The organism is Tolypothrix campylonemoides VB511288_2 (assembly GCF_045999855.1).
Lineage (GTDB): Bacteria > Cyanobacteriota > Cyanobacteriia > Cyanobacteriales > Nostocaceae > Scytonema > Scytonema bouteillei_A.
The window spans coordinates 137,897-154,196 of record NZ_JBFPMW010000018.1 but is presented as its reverse complement, the minus strand read 5'-3'; the positions used below and the strand labels follow the sequence as shown (position 1 = coordinate 154,196).

Sequence of the window (16,300 nt, the reverse complement as noted above, 5' to 3'; positions counted from 1 at the left end):
TCAACAATACAACCTACCTTACACCCTCCACAGCCCCCAAAGCTAAGAGTGCTGCTCTCTGTGCTGCTGTTAACCCAGTTACACCCGCAATATTCATACCCTCATAAAGACGATCGCTTCTCAATACTTTTGTACATTCCCCAGTATCTACATCCCAAAGCCTCATCGTCTCATCCGTACTACCACTTAATAAGGTACATCCATCCGGACTCCAAGCAACAGACCAAACCTCATTAGTATGTCCTTGCAATATCTTAAGCACGTACCTTGCTGCACATCCCATAACCTTACAGTACCATCCTGAGAGCCACTTGCTAAAATGCTACTATCATGACTCCAACATACTGACCACACGCGATGGGTGTGACCGCGCAACACCAGGCAGCACTCATCTTGCTGCACATCCCATAAATAAATTGAACCGTCATCGCTGCCACTTGCCAAAGTTCGATTATTTGGAGCAAAACTGAGTGTCAACAATGCGTGATTTGTATCATACTTTAACACCTTGAGGCAGGTACCAGTTTGGGAATCCCACAGGCGAATGGAACCGTCAAAACTGCAACTTGCTAAAAGCGTAACCTCTGGATTATGACTTAAATCTGTTCTGGGTGCATAACTGACTCCACTGACCCAAGAAGCATGACCTTGCAATACTTTTAAAGTTTCACCCGTCGCAACATCCCACACTCTCACTGTACAATCATGACTGCCACTTGCGATCAGGCGAGCATTTGGACTCCTAGATACATCCCAAACTCGATTGGTATGACCGCGCAACACTCTTAAAGCTTCACCTGTCTGGATATCCCACAATCGAACTGTACCATCCGAACCGCCACTGACTAAAAGTTGTGAGTCTCGATCGCTAGCATAGCTTGTGGGTGCATAGGAAAGTCCCACGATTCCACGCTTGTGCCCCTGAAACTTAGTCATTAACTTACCATTATCGACATTCCACAATCTCACATTAGAATCATCACTACCACTAGCAATCGTTTTACCATCTGAACTCCAAGCTACCGATCGCACGGAATGACATTGCCCCTGTAATACTTTAAAACATTTACCCAATTTTTCATCCCAAAATCGCACGCTAGAGTCGTGGCTACCACTGGCAATTGTCTTACCATCTGAACTCCAAGCCATCGAATAAATTGCACCTGTGTGTCCCTGCAAAATTTTGAGACACTCACCAAGTTGTACATCCCACAATCGAACAGAAAACTCAGAATCGTCCCCAGTTGCAATCTGACGACCATCTGGACTCCAAGCGATCGACCAAATCGGTGCAGTGTGCTCTTGTAAAACTTTTAAGCTGTTACCTGTTTGAGTATCCCACAATTGAACAGCATTATCATCACTATTACTTGCCAAGATATTGCCATCGGGACTAAAAGTAACAGTTGATGTCAAACTATGATGCCGATGCCCTTGAAGTGTTAAAAGGTTTTGATAATCCGACGTGCGGCGTAAGTAAATGTATCCATCAATGTCACTTATGGCTAACAATTTGCCATTTGGACTAAATGCTACTGACCTCACACTAGTTAGCTTTTCTGTAAATACACAGCGTTCGAAAGCGGAAGAATGGAAATTAGCTCCAGCCAGATTTACACGCCGTAAGTCTGCTTGCCAAATTGCTAAATTTGAGAAGTTATACCCCCGTAAATCTACTTGCATATGTGCTAGCAAATTAACAAGATTACCCCCCACATATCCTGCTAGTATTGCGGCTTGATGTCTTTGCTGCTCTAGTACACCCTGCAACTTTTGTATAAGTAATTGTTGACTGCCTAATTCCATGAGCAATTGCTCGAGCAAGGGTTGTATAATGAGTTGCTTTTGTGTCTCCCGAATGTAATCTTTAGCTGTTGCCTTCATCAAAGCATGGCTCTGGAATAGAGGAGTAGGGCATTGGTTTTCTAACCCTACGCCCGATGCCCGATGCCCAATACCCCATTCCCTAATTTCTTGACACGATCGAGCAATCGCTGTGTGGTATATTCCATCACCACTGGTTGTAGGAAGAAATACTCTTCGCTTTTTTCAACCAATGAGCGTCGTAACAGGGATTTGATTGCTTGCGGTAATTGACGCTTAGAAGCAGATGTCACTATATCCTCAGCTAACTCAGCGAGAGAGACTGGCTCTCGATGAATTGCCAGCCAATACATGACTTCCTCTTGCACCATCGACAAACGGTTGAACTGGGATTCCAACAAATCGCCGATGTCCTCAAAAATCCATATCCCCTGTTGCACATAGTCCAAAACCGAAGCAATCTTACCGTTAAAAAGCTCTTGGGTTCCAGATGCCACCATCTTCAGTGCTAGAGGATTGCCCCCATAATGCTCGATAAGTACCTGCCAATCTCGTTCTGTACCCGCAAATTGTCCTTTTTGCTCGAATAACTGCCGTCCCTCAGTAGGATTTAATCCCTTCAGTTGGAGCGATCTCACTCCTGTTTTCTCTCCTTCTAACGGTATCATTTCTCTTGGTTTTTCTCTAGAAGTCAGCAGGACACAACTCCTATGAGGAACTTCCCTAAGGCATTTGAGTAAGCGATCGTACCCTTCGTACCCAGGACGGCATTGCCCTGCGCGATCGCCACTTAATAAAATCGTCTCCACATTGTCTAAAATCAACAGACAACGATGGTTCATCAAACATTCCATCAGCTTTGATACTTTGCCATCAAAACTTTGAGCGATCGCTATTTCTTTTCGCAACGCCCACAGCAAGAATTGCAGTATGCTCGTTAAAATCTCCTCTACTGGTGGGGCATTTTGCAGGCTTCGTCGGCTTCGCCACACCACTACCTCAAATTCCGTTTGAATTTCTAGCCCTAACTTAACTGCTAAAGTACTTTTGCCAATACCACCAATTCCTAACAACGCCACTAAACGACACTGTTCTTCTAACACCCATTCCCGTAGTTGCACCAGTTCCACAGAACGACCATAAAATACAGAGACACTCGGTGCTTCTCCCCAATCATACTGTGGATAAGCGCCTCGCACTTCCAATTCATTGGGAGGGTTTGGTCGGGTATAGTCTTCTTCACACAACTCCAATCCAAAAGCAGCAAAAGCAGATTGCAACGAACTTTTATCTATCGGTTCACTGCGCCCCTGTATCCTGGAGACAGTGTGCAACGCTAAACCCATGCGCGAACTCAGTTCCTCTAAAGAAAAGCCTAATTGAGCATTATCAGTCAAATCGGCTTTAGTAATGGATGCTTGAAGTTTATCCCAGCCTTTGAGGGTGAGGATAAAACCTCGGCTTCGTCTGTTCTGTTTCATAAACGTCACCTAGAACGGAGTAGATGCATCTTAATAGAGCTTTTGGGTAAGTTTGGCTTTGAGATACACAGCTACTGAAGCGTATTAAGCAGCCTTACAAAAAATGGGGTTATATAATATATAATAGCCAAAAACTACTGACGGTTTTGTTGAGAAAAAAACAACCCCAGGATTAGCAAAGAAAATATTACTATCAAAGTTCCGTCTGAGGTTGTTGAAGTTTACCGTAATGCGACGGTGTTAGAACGTCAAAAAACAGAGCCAATCTACAATAATTAAAAATTATGAACATCCAACTTAAGCCCGAAGAAGAGCAATTTATTCAAACACAAATTGCTGGAGGTAAATACGACAATCCAGAAGCAGTTATTAGTAAAGCACTCAAACTATTGAGGGAGTGGGAAAAAGGCTATCAAAATTGGATTGAAGAAACCCGTCAAAAAGTAGAAGTCGCTGCAGAACAGTTAGAGAGAGGTGAAGGTATTGACGGGGAAGTTGTAGTTGAGCGACTGCGGGAGAAATTGCGTAAAGCGAGAGAAAATCAAGGATGAAACAACACATTATCTCTCCAGCAGCCAATCAAGATTTGGAAGAAATTATTGATTATTTTACGAGCCGTAATATTGATACTGGGGAGCATTTTATTGATGAGTTTAATAAAAAATGTAAGAATCTTGCAAACTTCCCCAACATGGGACGCAGTTATGCTAACATTAAGGATTATTTGCGGGGTGTGCCTTTAAATGGTTACATTATTCTTTACCGAGTTACAGATAATGGAATTGAAATTTTACGTGTAGTAAGCGGTTATAGAGATTTAGAGTCTTTATTCGCAGAGGATGATGATTAACCAGGTGGACTTTGTTTGTATAGCGGCGAATTCTATTCGTCTCAATTATTTTCTTCCCAAAGTGATAAGAGAGCGGTAGGTAAGCGGGAAAAAACAAAACTATGTAAAGGTGGGTAAACACGGCTAACACCCTTACAAATAACCAATGACTTTTGACCAACGACGCTCCTGACTAGTTAACTTTAATTGTGCTGACTTACTTAGGAATTGCTCAAGCAACGGTTGCTGTAGGAGTTGCTTTTGAGTTTTCCGAATGTAGTCTTTGGCTATTGCTTTTATCAAAACATGGGTTTGGAAGAGGGGAGTGGGGAGTAGGGGTTTGAATGTTCTGCATGAGTGAGTCCTTCCTTTCTTGACTAACCCGTTCAACAAATCGCTGTGTGATATGTTCCATCACTACTGGTTGCAGGAAGAAATGCTCGTCGCTTTTTTCAACTAATGAGCGTTGCAATAGGGATTTGATTGCTGAAGGTACGAGACGTTTTAAAGAAGATGTCACTATATCAGAAGTTAACTCGGCGAGAGAGACTGGCTTGCGATGAATTGCCAGCCAATACATCACTTCCTCTTCCACCACCGACAAACGGTTGATTTGACATTCTAACAACTCACTAATATCCTCAAAAATCGATACTCTCTGTTCCACGTACTCCAAAACCGAGGCAATCTTACCGTTAAAAAGCTCTTGAGTTCCAGCAGCTACCATCTTCAGTGCTAAGGGATTACCTCCATAATGCTCGATCAGCTTTTGCCACTCTTGTTCTGTCCCCGTGAATTGTCCTTTCTGCTGGAATAACTGTTGTCCTTCGGTAGAACTTAATCCCCCCAATCGCAGACATTTCACCCCTGTTCGCTCTCCAACTAATGGTGCGATCGCTCTTGGTTTTTCTCTAGAAGTCACCAAAACACAGCTCCTATGAGGTGTTTCCCCAAGGCATTTGAGTAATTGAGTGTATCCTTCGTACCCAGGACGACATTGCCCCACCTGACCACCACTACATAAAATTGTCTCTACATTGTCTAAAATCAACAGACAACGGTGATTCATCAAACATTCCATCAGCTTGGATACTTTACTATTAAAACTTTGAGCGATCGCTGTATCGAGTCGCAACCCCCACAGCAAAAATTGCAGTATGCTCGTTAAAATCTCCTCTACTGGTGGCGCATTTTGCAGGCTTCGCCACACTACCACCTCAAATTCTGTTTGCATTTGTAGCCCTAACTTAACTGCTAAACTACTTTTGCCAATACCACCGATTCCTAACAACGCTACTAAACGACACTGTTGTTCTAATATCCATTCCCGGAGTTGCACCAGTTCAGCAGAACGACCATAAAACACAGAGACATTTGGAGCTTGTTCCCAGTCATACTGCGGACAAGCTCGTCGCACTTCCAACTCATTAGGAGAGCTTGGTTTAGTATAATCCTCCTTACACAACTCCAACCCAAAAGCAGCAAAAGCAGATTGCAACGAACTTTTATCTACTGGTTCCAAACGTCCTTGTATTCTAGAGACAGTATGCAGTGACAAACCCATGCGCGAACTCAGTTCTTCTAAGGTAAAGCCTTCTTGAGCATACTCGATCAACTCGGCTTTAGCTTTGGCACCTTGAAGCTTATCCCAGCCTTTAAGGGTGAGAATAACACCTCGGCTTCGTCTGTTTTGTTTCATTAATGTCACCTAAAACAAAGTAGATGCAGTCTTAAGCGAGGATAATAGAAGGAGATAGTTGAAAGACAATAATTTTGTCTTGACAAATAAAATACACTCTGATAATGAGCCTATTTTATTTGAGCTAACTCTTCTACATAACTTACTAGGTGAAGCCAAAGCTTACTTATGCACCAACCACTCTGTCGAACAGTTTACTCTCCCACAGGAGCCAAAGCTTGTTGGTATAGTTGTTGACTGATGTATGTACCGTGGGCTTATTTATAATTAATGGTGTAGTTTTATGAAAAATCAAGTCTATAATTCCTGTTTCGCTCCCGCAAACGGGTTTCATTATATTTGAAACTAGAGATATAATGTTTTCTCAAATCGGCGCTCAGGTTTCAATCCCGCAAACGGGTTTCATTTAATTGAAATTGTTACAATACCTAGCCCAGATAAATTTTGCCATTTTTGCCCAGAACGCGAACTTTTGCTACTTCCAACGCCTATCTCCCACCCATGTATGTTCTTTCGCTTCTAAAACTGTTCGGAAATCTTGGCAGAGCTAGGTAAACTATAAAGGAAAAAAGATTAAAATAATTAAAATGATTATCTTAATCGTACATTAAGAGGCGCTAAAGGCATGGTAGCTGACGCATTAACAGATTCAGTTCCCGTTACAGTTCTGACTGGCTATTTAGGAGCGGGTAAAACAACACTTCTCAATCGCATTCTAACTTACGAACACGGTAAGAAAGTCGCCGTGATCGTGAATGAATTCGGAGAAGTGGGTATTGATAACCAACTGGTTATTGACGCAGATGAAGAAATTTTTGAAATGAACAACGGTTGCATCTGTTGTACGGTGCGTGGCGATTTGATTCGCATCATTGGTAACTTGATGAAACGTCGCAATCAATTCGACCATTTGGTTATTGAAACCACCGGGCTTGCCGATCCCGCACCAGTCATTCAGACATTCTTTGTCGATGAGGATATGCGGGACAAGCTAAATTTAGATGCTGTGGTAACGGTGGTAGATGCCAAACACATTTGGCAACACTGGGATGCTGATGAAGCACAAGAGCAAATAGCCTTTGCTGACGTGATTTTATTAAATAAAGTCGATCTGGTATCACCAGAACAGCTTGAGGAATTAGAAAAGCGGATTCGGGGGATGAATGTTATGGCAAAAATCTACCGAACCCAAAATTCAGAGGTATCCATGGACGCTTTGTTAGGCGTACAAGCCTTCGATCTCGATCGCGCTTTAGAAATTGACCCAAATTTCTTAGGTGAAGATGCCCACCAGCACGATGAGAGCGTATACTCTATTGCTTTGGTAGAACAAGGCGCACTTGATGGCGAGAAGTTAAATAATTGGTTGGGAGAGTTACTGCGTACCCAAGGACCAGATATCTTCAGAATGAAAGGCATTTTAAACATTGCTGGTGAAGATAACCGCTTTGTGTTCCAGGGAGTGCATATGCTATTTGAAGGCAAACCAGACCGCCCTTGGAAACCGGGCGAAACTCGAAAAAACGAACTCGTCTTTATTGGGCGCAACCTTAATGAAGCCCAACTCAAGCAAGACTTTCTTGCTTGTAAAGCGTAGACTGGGGTTAGTAAAATCATGAACAGCTCGTCCTTACAATCCAAGGATTTTGAAGAACAATATTCTGGGACACTTGCAGATTACGTTACGGCGATCGCTTGGTCTCCCCAAGGGACTGTTTTTGCCGCCACTTCAGCAGCAGGGGAAGTTGTCCTTTGGCAAGATGGGGACTTAACAACCTTGCAAACTCAACGAGGTGAATCAGTCGATTGTCTTGCCTTTTCTAAAGATGGACAATTTTTAGCGGTCGGGGGACAAGATGGTAATGTTAGGATTTGGCGAGACAAAGAACTCATCGCCACTTTAGAAAACGCCCCCGCTTGGGTAGATAGACTTGCTTGGAATCCTACCAACCATCTCTTAGCTTTCAGCTTGGGACGTTACGTGCAAGTGTGGGACGCTGACACTCGCGAGGTAGTCGTTACACTCAATTTTGAGAATTCTTCTGTGTTGGGTATCGATTGGCGCTGTGATGGCAACTATCTTGCCACTAGTGGCGATCGCGGTATCAAAGTCTGGAATTGTCAAAACTGGGATAACGAACCCCACATTCTAGAAATTCCATCTGCTAGCTTGGCTATGGCGTGGTCGCCTGATGGCAAATTCCTTGCCTCTGGTAATATGGATCGCACCATTACTGTTGTAGAATCTCAGCTATTAATATCAGGTAACAACCCCGAACCTTGGATTATGAGGGGTTTTCCTGGGAAAATCCGCCAACTTGCATGGTCGGAGATCGACACCCCAGTTGCACCTCTGCTGGCATGCTCGAGCGTTGACGGTATAGTTGTTTGGGAAAAGCAAGCTGATGATTCTGAAGGATGGGAAGCAAGGGTTTTAACCAATCATGTCGATATTGTGCAGGCAATTGCCTTTGCACCCAACAGCTTTTTACTGGCTTCAGCTGGTGCTGATGGATGGATTTGTCTGTGGAAAAACGCCAAGCAACTTTCAGACATTCTTACGGGTGCATCATCTGAGTTTTCTTGTTTGGGATGGCATCCGCTAGGTAAGCAATTAGCTGCAGGTAGTAAGTACGGTGAATTGCTTGTTTGGTCAAAAGCCTCTCCTGTTTAGGATTTGGGCGCGGCTAACCTAGAGAATGACTATCAATTATAACTTGCTTATACTGTATCTAAAGAGCATACCCCAGAACAGCAATTTATGAAAGCAGCCAAGTTAATTTTGCTAGCCTCTCCCATGTTTGTTTCTTCTATGTTTTTAGTGGCAAATCAAGCAGAAGCAGCAATTGTGCCATCTGCACTTAATCAATCTGATTCTGAGGTGGTAGTATATAATACTACTCAAGAGTCGAATCCTATTTTAGATGGGCTCGGTTGCAAATGTTCCAGTTGCACCCAAACCAGACAGGAATTCCTTCAAGGCAAGTTACCTTCCGTTCGTTAATTCTTCTGGTTTTCAGGCTGTGCCTGGAAACCAGAGTGCAAGCGCGTGTAAGGGAACAAAATTAAGAATAGTTGAAAGATGTTATTCACGCTTCTGGTGTGGGAATACTGCTAATAGCGAAACCCTTTACATTCGGCAAGCAGTAAATTATGACCGTTCCATCAGTACAAGACAACTCTTTTATTGTAGATAGAGAAAGCTTACTGCGCCGCATTACCTATAGAATTCGTCGATCGCTCAATCTTCAAGAGATTCTCAACATTACAGTAGCAGAACTCGCTTCTTTTTTAAAGACTCATAGAATAAAGATTTATAAATTTCATCCGGATGGTAGCGGACAGGTGATAGCTGAATATATACGCGAGCAAGGTTTACCATCTCTTCATGGGTTAAATTTTCCTGCTGATGATGTCCCTTTATCTTCTCGAGAACTGTTTATTAAAGCTCAAGTGCGAGTGGTGGTAGATGTTGATGCTTGTCAGATCGGTCAAAGCATCTTGAGAGATCCAGAAACAGGAGAGTTTGTGTATGAGGAATTGCGCTTTCGCCCTGTCGATCCTTGCCATGCTGAGTATTTAACAGCAATGGGAGTCAAAAGTTCCTTAGTTTTACCTATCCTGCATCAGGAGCAACTTTGGGGATTGCTGGTATCTCACCATGCTGAATCGCGTATGTTTTCAGAATACGAACTGATGGTGGTTCAATTAGTGACAGATCAGCTTTGTATTGCGATCGCTCAATCTATTTTACTTACAGAGGCTCAAGACAAAGCTCGACGTGAAGCTGTTATCAATCGTGTTGCCATGCTACTCCACTCTCAGTCCGCTATAGAATTACAAGCCGCATTAGAAGAAACTGTTGACGCATTTGGAGGATCTGGTGGTCGGTTGTGCTTTAGAGCGGAAGCCTTAGAACTTGAGAAGAATTCTGCCAAAAGCTTTGCAGAGTCACTAGCAACAAAAAGAGATGCTATCCGACTCTACACCTGTGGAGAGCAACCTGTGACACACAAAGTTACCAAATATCAGATGTTAGAGGAGTACCACGTCTGGCAAGAATATTTTAAATCCAATCACAATCGGGTTTGGGCAATTTCAGACCTTCATCTTATTTCTAGCTTACGCAATCTACAGCCCTTATTTGAATCAACGAAAATTCGCAGTCTGTTAATAGTACCGCTTTCATACCGCCAACAAGAAGTTGGGTATCTCAGCATTTTCCGCAACGAATTTGAAACTGATATTCTATGGGCAGGACAGTTCGATCCTGATGAGAGGCAACTTTACCCCCGCCAATCATTTGCTGTTTGGAGACAATCCGACAGACTGCAAATTCAACAGTGGAGAACCGTTGAGATTGAACTCGCGCAAACACTAGCAACTCACTTTGCGACTGCTATTCAGCAATATGAAATGTGCCATTCACTTGAAAGGCTCAATAGCAATTTAGAACAACAAGTTCAAGAACGCACGGCTAAACTACAACAAACAGCCGAACAATTAGCTCAAGCAATTCATAAGTTACAAGCCACACAAACCCAACTTGTCCAACGCGAGAAAATGGCTAGTCTGGGACAACTTGTTGCAGGAGTGGCGCATGAAATTAACAATCCCGTGAATTTTATTTATGGCAATTTTATTCATATTGAAGAATATGTGTACGATCTGCTGAGATTACTGGAACTCTATCAAAACCAATTTCCCAATTCAGATTTAAAAATTCGCGAGATAGCAGAAGACATAGATTTGGATTTTATTGCTCAAGATTTACCAAAAACCCTATCTTCCATGAAGATAGGCACGGATCGCATTCGGCAAATTGTTTTATCTTTACGAAATTTTTCCAGACACGACCAAGCAGAAATTAAACCTGTTGACATTCATGAAGGGATTGATAGTACTTTATTAATTTTACAACATCGATTGAAAGGTAAATCAAATAGATATCCTATTGAAGTGATTAAAGAATATGAGAATTTACCTTTAGTAGAGTGCTATGCAGGACAACTCAATCAAGTGTTTATGAATATTTTGGTCAATGCTATTGATGCTCTTGAGGAGAAATATAGCGCAAGGGACATCACACAGGAGCAAAATTCTCTGTTTTCAATTCCCAAAATCCGTATTTCTACTAAACTTGTTGATAATTATGTTAAAATTACTATTGTAGATAACGGTCCGGGAATCGACGAATCTATCAAAAATCGTTTATTCGATCCCTTTTTTACAACTAAAACTGTTGGTAAAGGCACAGGGTTGGGGCTATCTATCAGTTATCATATCGTTGTTGAAAAGCATCAAGGCAAACTTGAGTGCTTTTCTAGTCCCACTCAAGGAACAGAATTTGTTATTGTGATTCCACAACAGCAAACCTTATAAAAGATAGCTTTGGAAAATAACTTCTGTACTAAATATGCACGGCTGTTATAGTATATCATTTTCTGCTAACGACTTATAAGTTAATTGGTTTGTAGTCGATCTAGGCGCGTTCGCCGCTTTTGCACAACACAGGCAAGACAGCACAACTACAAACGGAATATAAGTGTTTATCCGAACATGATATGAGTGAAAATAAGAAGTTGTTATGACAAAAAAATTACTATTAACCCAACCCCTACGAACTTTCCTTATTGCTCTTACTATAGGATTCTTTGGGTGTAATAATCCAAGTCAACTGACAAACATTTCATCGGCTAACACTCCTGCATCTGACGAACTCACCAACAAGCTCCCCAAAGTTGTAGCAACGACGAGTATTTTGTGCGATTTAACCAAACAAATTGCACGAGACACAGTAAAGTTGACTTGCTTGATACCCTCAAATTCCAACCCTCTGGTTTATGAACCAAAACCAGAAGACGGCGATGCGATCGAGCAAGCTCAACTCATTTTATACAATGGATACGATCTAGAGCCAAATTTGGTTCAACTTATTAGAACCCGTAATAATTCAGGGCTGAGAGTAGCAGTTGCTCAACGAGCTGTTTCCAAGCCAATAAAAGTTAAGGTAGAGAAAACAACGCTAGCTAACCCTTACGTTTGGCATAATGCCAAAAATGCTATCGGTATGGTTGATGTTATCAGCCGTAATTTAGGTAAAACAGTTCCTGAAAATGCATCCTTGTATAAGGACAACGCACAGAAACTAAAACAAGAGTTAAATCAGTTAAATACTTGGATTTCTGAAAGAATTGAAAGTATTCCTGAAGACCACCGTAAATTGATCGCCACTCGTAATGCTATGGCTTACTATGCTAAAGCATATGATATGGCTTATGCAGTTGTGTTAAGAGGTTCAAATCCTGATGGAATGCCAACTCCTAAGCGGACAAAAGCCCTAGCTAAATATATTAGAAAAAATCAGATACCAACAATTTTTACAGAAACAACGAATAATAGCAATGCGGTAGCAACAGTTGCCGAACAAGCAAATGTAAAAATATCAGAAAGGCAATTATTTGTTGATAGCTTGAGTGAACCTGGAACTGAAGCAGATACTTATCAAAAAATGATGGTTGCCAATACGCGGACGATTGTAGAAGGATTGGGAGGGACATATCTAATCTTTGAGCCAACTCCTACAAAGTAAAACAAATGTAGCAATGGCTACTTTACATTATTTTCTGATATGGCAATCCTATTTGAAATCCAGACAAGGGAGACAAGGGAGACAACAGAGACAAGGAGGAGGTGGCAAAATCATAAGTAATACGTAATAATACAAATAGCTCAATCGCAGTAAATTGAAGGATTAATCGGAAGCATGACTTGCGAGTTATGTGACAGAGAAGTGGACAAGTTAACAGTTCACCATCTCGTTCCCAGACAGAAAAAAGGCCATCACGGTCCAAAAATCAACATTTGTTCTGCGTGTCATCGACAAATTCATACGTTGTATGACAACACGTGCTTAGCGCAACAGTTAAACTCACTAGAGAAACTGAAGCAAGAACCGCAAATGCAAAAATTTCTTTCTTGGGTTGGCAAACAAGATCCTGCTAAACGTGTCAAAGTACATCGCAAGAAAAGCTAGTACATGAAGGCTGATACACTGTCGGCTTTCTCACGATTTACAATGGGGTTTTTATTTATGCCGTCTTGTACTAGGGTAATTGTCTCTGTGTCGAAATGCTCAACTTCAACCGCTAGCGGTAAACGCATCTTTTCGATGTATTTCACGCAAGTATCATAAGTTTCAGAAAGTGTCATTCCATCATTGGGAATAGAGACCATCTTACAACATTTATATTGATGAGCGCTTTTTACTTCATTGACTTAAAATCTGCTATAGGTCCGTTATTAGCCAAATGTAGTGCAAGGAGAGAATATGGCAAGAGTCATGATAGTGGGAGCCGGTGGTGTCGGTAGGGTCGTTGCTCACAAATGTGCCGCACAACCAGAATTTTCTGATATTCTGTTAGCAAGCCGCACGCTGGCAAAGTGCAATCAAATTGCTAAAGATATCAATTCCCCGAAAATAACCACTGCTGCCTTAGATGCAGATGTTGTAAGTAATACGGTTAAACTCATTCAAGAATTTCGCCCCGAAATTCTGATTAATGTAGCGCTTCCTTATCAAGATTTAGCCTTGATGGATGCTTGTCTTGAAACAAAAGTCAATTATCTCGATACGGCTAACTATGAACCTCCTGATGTCGCCAAATTTGAATATAGTTGGCAATGGGCGTATCAAGAACGGTTCAAAAATGCTGGAATTACAGCAATTCTTGGTTGTGGGTTCGATCCTGGAATGACAGGAATTTATACCGCCTATGCCTTCAAACACTATTTTGATGAAATCCACTATTTAGATATTATTGATTGTAATGCAGGCAGTCACGGACAAGCTTTTGCCACCAATTTTAATCCAGAAATTAATATTCGTGAAATTACACAAAATGGTCGCTATTATGAAAACGGGCAATGGGTAGAAGTACCTGCTCTTTCCGTTCATCGCCCAATTGATTACCCAGAAATAGGGTTTCGAGAATCTTATCTCTTGTACCATGAAGAGCTAGAATCTTTAGTAAAAAATTTTCCTACAATTAAAAGGGCGCGTTTCTGGATGACATTTTCAGAAAACTATATTACCCATTTGCGAGTTTTAGAGGCTGTAGGGATGACACGAATCGATCCTGTTAATTATGAAGGGACACAAGTCATTCCCCTCAAATTCCTAAAAGCAGTTTTACCGGAACCTTCTTCTCTCGCCGAGAATTATACAGGACAAACTTCTATTGGTTGTCATATTCGCGGATTAAAAGATGGAAAAGAACTTCAATATTACATCTATAACAATTGCGATCATGCGGCATCATATAAAGAAGTAGGTTCTCAGGCAATTTCCTATACTACAGGTGTTCCGGCAGTAGTTGGTGCATTAATGTTAGTACAAGGACTATGGAAAAAGCCTGGAGTATTTAATGTAGAAGAGTTCGATCCAGATCCCTTTATGGAATTGGTAGCAAAACTTGGTTTACCCTGGCATGAAGTCATCAATGGAGACTCACCCTTTGAGGCGTAGTTTATAATGACCCAAACTAGCGATTTATTCAAAAATATCCCTTCGCCCTGTTTTGTATTGGAAGAGGCACTTTTAGAACGAAATCTAGCTATTTTTGAAAGATTGCAACGAGAAGCCCCTATCAATGTATTGCTGGCATTAAAGGGGTTTTCTCTGTTTCATACTTTTCCCATGATTCGTAAAACGCTTCAGGGTGTATCAGCAAGTTCACTATGGGAGGCGCAATTGGGGGCGGAGGAATTTGGCAAGGAAGTTCATGTCTATTCCCCTGCTTATCGAAATGAAGATTTACCTCAGATTTTACCCCTAGCTTCTCATATAACCTTTAATTCGATGACGCAGTGGGAAAGATTTGCACATATTATTGCAACATCATCGTCTCATCTGTCGATAGGCTTGCGGATTAACCCTGAATATTCCCCAGTCAAAACCGCGCTGTATAATCCTTGTATGCCTAATACACGTCTTGGGATATCACAAAATCAGCTTGGAGATACTCTACCAAAAGGAATTGAGGGTTTTCTGTCTCACAATTTATGTGAAAGTGATTCTTATGCGTTGGAGAAAACCTTATTACAAATAGAACTGTTATTTGGGCGTTTTCTACCTCAATTAAAATGGCTAAATCTTGGCGGCGGTCATTTGATGACTCGTAAAGATTACAATGTGGAACACGCGATTGAGGTGATTAAGGCTTTTCACGATCGCTACCCCCATATTCAGTTAATTATTGAACCAGGTTCGGCGATCGCTTGGGAAACTGGGTTTTTACTCAGTACAGTGCAAGATTTAATTCCTACTCCTGCACTGATTAATGCTATGTTAGACATCTCTTTTACTGCTCATACACCAGATTGTTTAGAAATGCCCTATAAACCCGTAATTCGGGGAGCGCACGAGCCTCAAGACGGCGAAAAAGTATATCGCATGGGGGGAGCGAGTTGTTTAGCAGGAGATTTTATCGGAGATTATGCTTTTGCTGAAGATTTATCTATCGGCGATCGCTTAATTTTTGAAGACATGATGCATTATACAATGGTCAAAACTTCCATGTTTAATGGGGTGCTACATCCTTCCATTGGCACGATTGAGAAAGATGGTAGTTTCGTTTTATGGAGACAGTTTTCCTATCAAGATTATCGTGCTAGATTGGGATAACTTGCTACGCTCTGGGAGAACATCCCAATTTGGCAAAAACAAATTATTTGCAAGAGCTTAGTAGGGAAAATCTAAGCCAGTTAATTGGCTTAGATTGTTACAATACCGTTGATAATCTTAGCAAGTGCTCGCTGATAAGTGTACAAAAATATAAACAGTATTAAAAAACATCGATAATCTGAACTTGGGAAGATATTAACAATAAAATTAGGAGAAAAGATAAAATTTTTATGTACTACTTTCTTTCTGTTTTGTTTGTATGTGACAGTTGGGGTGTGGAAGGGAGGCTATATGCCACCGTCTTTGCGATCGCTCCCACCACTCCTGCAACCACTCCGCCGCCTGCTCCCGTTGTAAAAACTCTTCTAAAATGGCATGAGCGATCCCAATTCGTAACTTCTGCCAAACTGAAATGTCTTTTGTTTCCTCATACCAGGAACGCAACAGAACAAAAAAATCACTAGAGACTTCTGGGTACTCAAATAATTGGTCGATATCATCAAGTGCTAGAACCATAGGGTGAGAGAGTTCCTTCAGGAGATAGCCCTGAAAATAAATCGTGCTGTTAATCAAAGCTCCCATATCCTCTTCCCAGTAGTCATTTAATCTAGATTCCAAACCCAACTGCTGAGTGACATTTGTACAAAACCAGCGTAAGAAGCGATCGCTCGAAGCAAACACCTATATTTTGGCGTGATAGAAGCTAAGCCTCACTGTGTGATAATTCTGACTGCTCCTATAATTCAGAATTCGTGCGATCGGGGATGTCGTTCCCATCTTTC

General features: G+C 41.6%; 14 protein-coding genes and 1 pseudogene. 10 read left to right on the top strand and 5 right to left on the bottom strand.

Annotated elements, in window-relative coordinates; genetic code table 11:
* Positions 1-13: 13 nt before the first annotated feature.
* Genes AB0756_RS36535 through AB0756_RS36525 form a run of 3 tightly spaced genes read right to left on the bottom strand, consistent with a single transcriptional unit; the run spans position 14 to position 3,305 of the window.
* Entirely contained in the window at positions 14-283 is a 270-nt protein-coding gene (locus tag AB0756_RS36535) for a WD40 repeat domain-containing protein (RefSeq protein ID WP_237265920.1), read from the bottom strand.
* Positions 187-1,884 (bottom strand): WD40 domain-containing protein, encoded by a 1,698-nt coding sequence (locus tag AB0756_RS36530; protein WP_237265921.1) that lies wholly within the window; start codon positions 1,882-1,884, stop codon positions 187-189. The genes AB0756_RS36535 and AB0756_RS36530 overlap by 97 nt, the downstream gene beginning before the upstream one ends.
* Positions 1,885-1,931: 47 nt before the next feature.
* Positions 1,932-3,305 carry an NB-ARC domain-containing protein gene (locus AB0756_RS36525; protein WP_237265922.1) on the bottom strand — a complete coding sequence of 458 codons (1,374 nt, stop codon included), beginning with the start codon at positions 3,303-3,305 and terminating at the stop codon, positions 1,932-1,934.
* A 284-nt stretch (positions 3,306-3,589) separates the two neighbouring features.
* On the opposite strand from AB0756_RS36525, the gene AB0756_RS36520 reads away from it, so the two are divergent.
* On the top strand, positions 3,590-3,856 hold the full coding sequence (locus AB0756_RS36520) for a ribbon-helix-helix domain-containing protein (protein WP_038088690.1): 267 nt from the start codon (positions 3,590-3,592) through the stop codon (positions 3,854-3,856).
* Positions 3,853-4,155: a type II toxin-antitoxin system RelE/ParE family toxin gene (locus tag AB0756_RS36515; RefSeq protein ID WP_038088692.1), complete on the top strand. Its 303-nt coding sequence runs from the start codon at positions 3,853-3,855 to the stop codon at positions 4,153-4,155. Before AB0756_RS36520 ends, AB0756_RS36515 begins: the two co-directional genes overlap by 4 nt.
* A 211-nt stretch (positions 4,156-4,366) precedes the next feature.
* Here AB0756_RS36515 and AB0756_RS36510 read toward each other — a convergent pair whose 3' ends face one another.
* The gene (locus tag AB0756_RS36510) at positions 4,367-5,833 is read right to left on the bottom strand and encodes an NB-ARC domain-containing protein (protein ID WP_050045304.1); all 1,467 of its coding nucleotides are present in this window, start codon (positions 5,831-5,833) and stop codon (positions 4,367-4,369) included.
* Between the two features lie 625 nt (positions 5,834-6,458).
* On the opposite strand from AB0756_RS36510, the gene AB0756_RS36505 reads away from it, so the two are divergent.
* From AB0756_RS36505 to nspC, 8 genes are all read left to right on the top strand, one after another.
* A complete protein-coding gene (locus AB0756_RS36505; RefSeq protein WP_038088695.1) occupies positions 6,459-7,430 on the top strand; it encodes a CobW family GTP-binding protein in 972 nt (323 codons plus the stop codon).
* A gap of 18 nt (positions 7,431-7,448) precedes the next feature.
* On the top strand, positions 7,449-8,507 hold the full coding sequence (locus tag AB0756_RS36500; protein WP_038088698.1) for a WD40 repeat domain-containing protein: 1,059 nt from the start codon (positions 7,449-7,451) through the stop codon (positions 8,505-8,507).
* An 87-nt stretch (positions 8,508-8,594) separates the two neighbouring features.
* Positions 8,595-8,837 carry a hypothetical protein gene (locus tag AB0756_RS36495; protein WP_038088725.1) on the top strand — a complete coding sequence of 81 codons (243 nt, stop codon included), beginning with the start codon at positions 8,595-8,597 and terminating at the stop codon, positions 8,835-8,837.
* A 149-nt stretch (positions 8,838-8,986) separates the two neighbouring features.
* The gene (locus AB0756_RS36490) at positions 8,987-11,215 is read left to right on the top strand and encodes a GAF domain-containing sensor histidine kinase (protein WP_167844732.1); all 2,229 of its coding nucleotides are present in this window, start codon (positions 8,987-8,989) and stop codon (positions 11,213-11,215) included.
* 205 nt (positions 11,216-11,420) lie between these two features.
* Entirely contained in the window at positions 11,421-12,425 is a 1,005-nt protein-coding gene (locus AB0756_RS36485; protein WP_038088731.1) for a metal ABC transporter solute-binding protein, Zn/Mn family, read from the top strand.
* Between the two features lie 174 nt (positions 12,426-12,599).
* Entirely contained in the window at positions 12,600-12,869 is a 270-nt protein-coding gene (locus tag AB0756_RS36480) for an HNH endonuclease (RefSeq protein ID WP_038088734.1), read from the top strand.
* A 294-nt stretch (positions 12,870-13,163) separates the two neighbouring features.
* Positions 13,164-14,360: a saccharopine dehydrogenase family protein gene (locus AB0756_RS36475; protein ID WP_038088738.1), complete on the top strand. Its 1,197-nt coding sequence runs from the start codon at positions 13,164-13,166 to the stop codon at positions 14,358-14,360.
* A gap of 6 nt (positions 14,361-14,366) precedes the next feature.
* Entirely contained in the window at positions 14,367-15,518 is a 1,152-nt protein-coding gene (gene nspC / locus AB0756_RS36470; RefSeq protein WP_038088741.1) for a carboxynorspermidine decarboxylase, read from the top strand.
* A 228-nt stretch (positions 15,519-15,746) separates the two neighbouring features.
* Here the strand turns inward: nspC and AB0756_RS36465 are convergent.
* A pseudogene (locus AB0756_RS36465) lies at positions 15,747-16,298 on the bottom strand (AAA-like domain-containing protein); the annotation flags it as partial.
* Positions 16,299-16,300 lie beyond the last annotated feature (2 nt).